This window comes from Stenotrophomonas sp. P5_B8, from assembly GCF_054049855.1.
The window spans coordinates 1-5612 of record NZ_JBFULO010000243.1 but is presented as its reverse complement, the minus strand read 5'-3'; the positions used below and the strand labels follow the sequence as shown (position 1 = coordinate 5612).

Here is a 5612-nt window from a genome sequence, read left to right as displayed (position 1 = left end):
GGTCCAACACATGGTCGGGCTTATGCTCAACCTGAAAACCAAGCTGCAGGCCGACGCCGCCGATGCGTTGGYCGTGGCCATCACCCACGCCCACGTACGGGCCACGGCGCAGCGCCTGGGCGTCAATGCCCGCATGGCCTGGAGCCGAAAATGAGGAAAACTGCATGATTGGTCGTCTGCGCGGGATCGTGGCCTACAAGGCGCCGCCGTGGCTGCTCATCGACGTCAATGGCGTCGGCTACGAGCTGGAGGCGCCCATGAGCACCTTCTACGACCTGCCCGAACTGGGCCGCGAGGTCACCCTGTTCACCCATTACACGCAGAAGGAAGACAGCGTTGCGCTGTACGGCTTCCTGCGCGAAGGCGAGCGCCGCCTGTTCCGCGATGTGCAGAAGGTCAGCGGGATCGGCGCCAAGATCGCGCTGGCCGTGCTGTCCGGGGTGAGCGTGGACGAATTCGCCCGCATGCTGCAGGCCGGTGACATCACCGCGCTGACCCGCATCCCCGGCATCGGCAAGAAGACCGCCGAGCGCATGGTGCTGGAACTGCGCGACCGCGCGGCCAACTTCGGCGGCGGCGGGGCGCCGATCGCCGGTGCCGCGCCGGCCACCGACCCGGTGTCCGAGGCGACCGTGGCGCTGCAGCAGCTGGGCTACAAGCCGGCCGAGGCCGCGCGCATGGCGCGCGATGCCAACGTCGACGGCGACGATGTCGCCACCGTCATCCGCAAGGCCCTGCAGGCCGCGCTGCGCTGACGCGCGCGCTGCCTGCTTCCTGATACCGACCGCGTCCGCCCGGAGCCTCATGTCCACCTCTCCCACCCAGCACGACAGCGGCCACGCCGCGCACGGCCACGCGCCCGCGGCCGGCGGCATGGCGCTGATCATCGGCGCCATCGGCGTGGTGTTCGGCGACATCGGCACCAGCCCGCTGTACACGCTGAAGGAGGCCTTCTCCCCGCATTACGGCCTCAGCAGCGACCACGACACCGTGCTGGGCGTGCTGTCGCTGGCGTTCTGGGCGCTGAACATCGTGGTCACGCTCAAGTACGTCACCATCATCATGCGCGCCGACAACGAGGGCGAAGGCGGCATCATGGCCTTGATGGCGCTCACCCAGCGCACCCTGCGCAACGGCTCGCGCTCGGCCTACGTGGTGGGCATCCTGGGCATCTTCGGCGCCTCGCTGTTCTTCGGAGACGGGGTGATCACCCCGGCCATTTCGGTGCTGGGTGCGGTCGAGGGCCTGGAGGTAGCCGCGCCGGGCCTGCATGCGTTCATCGTGCCGATCACCGTGGTGGTGCTGCTGGCGGTCTTTGCCGTACAGCGCTTTGGCACCGAGAAGATCGGCAAGCTGTTCGGGCCGATCACCTCGATCTGGTTCATTTCGCTGGCCGCCATCGGCATCTGGAACATCGTCGATGCGCCCGAGGTGCTCAAGGCGTTCAACCCGATGTGGGCGCTGCGCTTCTTCATGGAACATGGCTGGCACGGCATCTTCATCCTCGGTGCAGTGGTGCTGGCCGTGACCGGTGGCGAGGCGCTGTACGCGGACATGGGCCACTTCGGGGCCAAGCCGATCCGCCACGCCTGGTACTTCTTCGTGCTGCCGTGCCTGGTGCTGAATTACCTGGGGCAGGGCGCGCTGGTGCTCAACAATCCCGAAGCGGTGAAGAACCCGTTCTTCGAGGCGGTGCCGGACTGGGCGCTGTACCCGATGATCATCCTGGCCACCATGGCCGCGGTGATCGCCTCGCAGTCGGTGATCACCGGGGCGTTCTCGGTGTCGCGCCAGGCCATGCAGCTGGGCTACATCCCGCGCATGCGCATTACCCACACCTCCCACGACACCATCGGCCAGATCTACATCCCGGGCATCAACTGGGGCATCGCGGTGATGGTGATCGGGCTGGTGCTGGCCTTCCGCAGCTCGTCCAACCTGGCCGTGGCCTACGGCATCTCGGTGTCGGCGACCATGCTCATCGATACCCTGCTGCTGGCGCTGGTGGCGCGCGCGCTGTGGCCGACCTCGCGGTACTGGATCATTCCGCTGTGCGTGATCTTCTTCATCATCGACCTGGGCTTTGTGATCGCCAACGGCGCCAAGCTGCTGCAGGGCGCGTGGTTCCCGGTGGTGCTGGGCATCGTGCTGTTCACGATGATGCGCACCTGGCGGCGGGGCCGCGAACTGCTGCGCGATGAGATCCGCAAGGACGGTATCCGCATCGATACCTTCCTGCCCGGGCTGATGCTGGCCCCGCCGGTACGCGTGCCGGGCACGGCGGTGTTCCTGACCGCCGACCCGACCGTGGCCCCGCATGCGCTGATGCACAACCTCAAGCACAACAAGGTGCTGCACGAGCGCAATGTGTTCCTGCACGTGGTGACCCTGCCGGTGCCGTATGCGCCAGAGGGCCAGCGCCTGAAGATCGAGTCGGTGGGCGATGAGTTCTACCGGATCTACGTGCGCTTCGGCTTCATGGAGACCCCGGACGTGCCGCTGGCGCTGATGCGCTCGTGCGACCACGGCGGGATCTACTTCGACCCGATGGACACGACCTTCTTCGCCAGCCGCGAGACGATCGTGGCCACGGCCAATCGCGGCATGCCGATCTGGCGCGACAAGCTGTTCGCGCTGATGCACCGGAACGCGGCCCCGGCGACCGGCTTCTTCCGGATTCCGGGCAACCGGCTGGTAGAGCTGGGGGCGCAGGTGGAGATCTGACTCCGTCAGATCGCCACCTGCGGCCCAAGGTTTGCTTCGCAAACCTTGGGACCCGGGCGCATTCCACCTGATCCCCGCGCCTTCGGCGCGCCCCCTTGAAACGCAGTCGCCGTTGGCGCCGGCGTTCCGCGCATTCCACCTTATCCCCCCGCCTTCGGCGCGCCCCCTTGAACACCAAGGGGGCTCTCCTCCAGACGGTTGGCGCGAGCGGTGGAGAAAGATGTCACGGCTTTGCTTGCCTGGCGGYGCACGGCGTGTTGGCGAAGGCGGGGTGGGTCCGGTTGCGGGGGCGTGAGCCGCATGGATGCGGCGACCGAGCTTACAGGGACGTACTTGCAGCGTCTCCCGCAGCCGGACCCACTCCGCCGTCTCCCAGTACGTCGGCTGCTGCCTTGGCTGTTGCCGGGCAGAGCCCGGCGCTACGCGTGGAGCCGGCCAGCGGCCGGCACTACCGGGGCGCGGATTGCGCTCCTTTTGCCGCATAATTGCCGAATGACAGACGACCGCATCATCGGTGCCGGCGCCACCCGGGAAGACGAGGGCACCGACGCCAGCATCCGCCCCAAGCGCATGGCCGATTACCTGGGCCAGGCGCCGGTGCGCGAGCAGCTGTCGATCTATATCGAGGCGACCAAGGCCCGTGGCGACGCGCTCGACCACGTGCTGATCTTCGGACCGCCGGGGCTGGGCAAGACCACCTTGAGCCATGTGATCGCCAACGAGCTGGGCGTGGCCCTGCGTGTGACGTCCGGGCCGGTGATCGAAAAGGCCGGCGACCTGGCCGCGCTGCTGACCAACCTGCAGCCGCACGATGTGCTGTTCATCGACGAAATCCACCGCCTGTCGCCGGTGGTGGAAGAAGTGCTGTACCCGGCGATGGARGACTTCCAGATCGACATCATGATCGGCGACGGCCCTGCAGCCCGCTCGATCAAGATCGACCTGCCGCCGTTCACCCTGATCGGGGCCACCACCCGTGCCGGACTGCTGACCGCGCCGCTGCGCGACCGTTTCGGTATCGTGCACCGGCTGGAGTTCTACACCCCCGAAGAGCTGACCAAGATCGTGCGGCGCTCGGCGGCGATCCTCAACATCGACTGCACCGCCGACGGCGCGGCCGAGATCGCGCGGCGCTCACGCGGCACCCCGCGTATCGCCAACCGGCTGCTGCGCCGGGTCCGCGACTACGCCCAGGTCAAGGCCGCCGGGCATATCGACCAGGACGTGGCGCAGGCGGCCATGCAGATGCTCAAGGTGGACCCGGAAGGCTTCGACGAGCTGGACCGGCGCATGCTGCGGACCATGGTCGACTACTTTGATGGTGGTCCGGTGGGGATCGAATCGCTGGCCGCGGCGCTGTCCGAAGAGCGGGGCACGCTGGAAGACGTGGTCGAGCCCTACCTGATCCAGCAGGGCTTCCTGATCCGCACCGCGCGCGGCCGCATGTGCACGCACAAGGCGTACCGGCACATGGGGCTCAAGCCGAAGAACCCGCCGGCGGACCTGTTCGCGGAGAGCATCGATGGCGGTTGATCCCCGGTTCAGTTGGCCGACACGCATCTACTGGGAAGATACCGACGCTGGCGGGGTGGTCTACCACGCGCGCTATGTGGCCTTCATGGAACGCGCACGAACCGAATGGATGCGGGCGCTGGGCTTTGGCCAGGAGCGTACGCGTACCGACCACGGCATGGTGTTCGCGGTCCGCGCGATGACCCTGGATTTTCTCAAGCCGGCGCGGCTGGACGATGCGCTGGACGTGACCGCCACGCTGGTGCAGTGCAAGCGCGCCAGCATGGTGTTCGACCAGCGCGTGTGTCGCGGCGATGAAACGCTGCTGACTGCCCAGGTCAGGATCGCGGCATTGGATGCCTCCACTTTCAAACCACGTGGCATGGACGATGCTCTCCTCGCCGCGTTGAAACCCTACGAACTTCAAGTATCCGCACAGTGAGGAACAACGGATGATCGCAATGCTCCTGGCCCTGCAGGCCACGGTGACCGAAGCGCTGCCGCAGGAAGTCACCAGCGCCGCGGCGCAGACTGTCGCGCAGGCCGCGCATGGCGGTGGCATCAATTACCTGGACCTGATGATCAAGGCCAGCCTGCCGGTGAAGATCATCGTGCTGCTGCTGCTGGCCGGGTCGTTCATCAGCTGGGTGATCATCTTCCGCAAGGCGCGCGTGTTCAACGCCGCCAACCGCGAGGCCGACGAGTTCGAAAGCCGCTTCTGGTCCGGTGCGGACCTGGGCAAGCTGTACAGCTCGGCCACCGACCGCAACCGCAAGGTGGGCGGCCTGGAGGCGATCTTCGAAGCCGGCTTCCGCGAATTCACCCGCCTGCGCGACAAGCGCCGGCTGGACGGTCGTGCCCAGCTTGAAGGCGCCCAGCGCGCCATGCGCACCACTTACACCCGTGAAGTGGACCAGATGGAACGCAGCCTGGAACTGCTGGCCAACATCGGCTCCACCGCGCCCTACGTGGGTCTGGTCGGTACCGTGTTCGGCATCATGGTGACCATGCACGACATGATCAACAGCGGTGAACAGGCTGGCATCGCCTCGGTCGCGCCGGGCATCTCCGAAGCCCTGTTCGCCACCGCCATCGGCCTGTTCGTGGCGATCCCGGCCGTGTGGGCCTACAACCGCTTCACCACCCGCGTGGAGCGCATGTCGGTCCGTTTTGAAACCTTCGCAGAAGAGTTCAGCTCGATTCTGCAGCGCCAGAGCGCGGGCGACGAGTAAGCGCCCCAGCACAAGGACCCTGCCATGACTGCTGCCCTCGGCCGCCGCAAGCGCCGCAAGCTCAAATCCGAAATCAACGTCGTGCCGTACATCGACGTTATGCTGGTGCTGCTGATCATCTTCATGGTCACCGCGCCGCTGCTC

The 5612-nt window shown here is 66.7% G+C and carries 7 protein-coding genes; all 7 read left to right on the top strand.

The window, feature by feature from the left end; all coding sequences use genetic code 11:
* Nucleotides 1-154: crossover junction endodeoxyribonuclease RuvC (locus tag ACXJKH_RS13365; RefSeq protein WP_457319947.1), on the top strand; the 154-nt coding region annotated here is incomplete at its 5' end.
* A 10-nt stretch (nt 155-164) separates the two neighbouring features.
* Nucleotides 165-755 (top strand): Holliday junction branch migration protein RuvA, encoded by a 591-nt coding sequence (ruvA, locus tag ACXJKH_RS13360; RefSeq protein ID WP_256775475.1) that lies wholly within the window; start codon nt 165-167, stop codon nt 753-755.
* A 49-nt stretch (nt 756-804) separates the two neighbouring features.
* The gene (locus tag ACXJKH_RS13355) at nt 805-2724 is read left to right on the top strand and encodes a potassium transporter Kup (protein WP_457319943.1); all 1920 of its coding nucleotides are present in this window, start codon (nt 805-807) and stop codon (nt 2722-2724) included.
* Nucleotides 2725-3216: 492 nt separating this feature from the next.
* On the top strand, nt 3217-4257 hold the full coding sequence (gene ruvB / locus ACXJKH_RS13350; protein WP_256775474.1) for a Holliday junction branch migration DNA helicase RuvB: 1041 nt from the start codon (nt 3217-3219) through the stop codon (nt 4255-4257).
* Nucleotides 4247-4678, top strand: coding sequence for a tol-pal system-associated acyl-CoA thioesterase (gene ybgC, locus ACXJKH_RS13345; protein ID WP_256775473.1), 432 nt, complete (start codon nt 4247-4249; stop codon nt 4676-4678). Before ruvB ends, ybgC begins: the two co-directional genes overlap by 11 nt.
* Nucleotides 4679-4688: 10 nt before the next feature.
* Nucleotides 4689-5468, top strand: a complete 780-nt coding sequence (gene tolQ / locus ACXJKH_RS13340; RefSeq protein ID WP_137190120.1) for a protein TolQ — start codon at nt 4689-4691, stop codon at nt 5466-5468.
* A gap of 24 nt (nt 5469-5492) precedes the next feature.
* The coding region (locus tag ACXJKH_RS13335) for a biopolymer transporter ExbD (protein WP_457319945.1) at nt 5493-5612 on the top strand (120 nt) is incomplete at its 3' end.